General features: G+C 61.2%; 1 protein-coding gene and 1 pseudogene. One reads left to right on the top strand and one right to left on the bottom strand.

Going from position 1 to position 1,788, the window contains the following annotated elements:
- Positions 1-771, top strand: a 771-nt coding sequence (gene pstS / locus G3O00_RS42440) for a phosphate ABC transporter substrate-binding protein PstS (protein ID WP_206146571.1), incomplete at its 5' end; no start/stop codon positions are given.
- A gap of 594 nt (positions 772-1,365) precedes the next feature.
- Here the strand turns inward: pstS and G3O00_RS42435 are convergent.
- Positions 1,366-1,788, bottom strand: a pseudogene (locus G3O00_RS42435) (hypothetical protein); the annotation flags it as partial.

The following is a 1,788-nucleotide window of genomic DNA, read 5'->3' as shown; positions in this document are numbered from 1 at the left end:
GAAGGCCTGTTCCAGTTCCCGACGGTGGTCGGCGGCGTGGTGCCGGTCATCAACGTGCCGGGCGTGAAGGCCGGTGAACTGACGCTGTCGGGCCCGGTGCTCGGCGACATCTACCTCGGCAAGATCACGAAGTGGAACGACCCCGCCATCACCGCACTGAACCCGAAGGTCAAGCTATCGGATACGGACATCGCCGTGGTTCGCCGCGCCGACGGTTCGGGCACGAGCTTCATCTGGACGAACTACCTGTCGAAGGTGAACGGCACATGGAAGTCGAAGGTCGGCGAAGGCACGACGGTCAACTGGCCGACGGGCACCGGCGGCAAGGGCAATGACGGCGTTGCAGCGTTCGTGCAGCGCCTGCCGGGCGCGATCGGCTACGTCGAATGGGCGTATGCGAAGAAGAACAACATGGTCTACACCGCGCTGAAAAACTCGACGGGCACGGTGGTCGAACCGAAGACGGAAACGTTCAAGGCCGCTGCTGCAGGCGCGAACTGGTCGAAGTCGTTCTACCAGATCCTGACGGACGAGCCCGGCAAGGACGCGTGGCCGGTCGTCGGCGCGACGTTCGTGCTGCTGCACGCAACGCAAGAGAAGCCGGCACAAGGTGCGGAAACGCTCAAGTTCTTCGACTGGGCATTTCACAACGGCAATCAGGCCGCCACGGATCTGGACTACATCTCGCTTCCCGATTCCGTGGTGGCCGAAATTCGCAAGCAATGGAAAGCGAAGGTCAAGGATGCCTCCGGTAAGCCGGTTGCAAACTGAGTACTCCGGATGGGACACGCAATCGCCTGCCTTAGCCTCGCAGCGAAGGAGGACGTCCCTTCGATGACCTGCCAGAAGGTCCGTCATGACCGACGATCGACGCGCACCGTGATGGCGAGCGTGCCTGATTTGAATGTCGGACGGACGCACTGCCGATCACGTTGCAATCAGCGGACACTTTGAACCATGAGCGAAGATGTGCTTCACCAGGCCGACGCGCTCCTGAAAGGCTGACACCCATGCCTTGCGAAGCCTGCACGAACATGCACCTGATGTCCGATCCTGTCGCACATCGCGGACTGGTGGAATTGCACAAGCCAACGAAATTGCGGCCGCTAGGTCGACCGGCAATTGTCGTGCGGCAGTATCGCTGCCGTCTTTGCAAGACGAACTGGCTGGTGGAGTCCGATCCGTTGCAAACCGGGGGCACCGAATGGCTCTGTCTGAATGAGTCATCGAACATTCTCGCCCCCGCTTCCACACAGCAACCAAACGACGTGGCAACCGAGCACCCCGGGGAGGCCGGGGCCGGGAATCCATCGTTACTGCTGAACCCAGCTCACGGCGATGGAGGCAGCGCCATCTTTTTTTGCGCTACGACAGGTAAGGCGTGATGTTCGTCAGCGCACGAGCTACGTATTCGTCCTTCTCCCCGACCGGCGCCACGTAGTGCAGTGCGCTTCGTGCGGCTTCCTCGCCCTCCAGGCGCGCAATGATCCACGCGGCCAGATACTGCGAAGCAAAGCAGCCACCTGCGGTTGCGACATTGCCTTGAGCGAAGAATGGCTGATTGAGGACTTCGACGCCCGCCTCGACGACCCAGGGTTTGGTTGTGAGGTCCGTGCAGGCCGGAACGTTGTCGAGAAGGCCAAGCTTTGCCAGAACCAGCGTGCCCGCGTTGCCTTGGGCCGTCGAACCCAGCGTCTTGTTCGTGAACAGAAGACCGACATCCAGCGTTCCGTAAAGAGTGACGCTGCTCTGTGCGCATGCGCAAGCAGGCAGCATCGCGATACCGAA

Source organism: Burkholderia sp. Ac-20384 (assembly GCF_017104605.1).
GTDB classification, from domain to species: domain Bacteria; phylum Pseudomonadota; class Gammaproteobacteria; order Burkholderiales; family Burkholderiaceae; genus Burkholderia; species Burkholderia lata.
The sequence above is the reverse complement of the archived record's forward strand: the minus strand, read 5'-3'. Positions and strand labels throughout refer to the sequence as shown.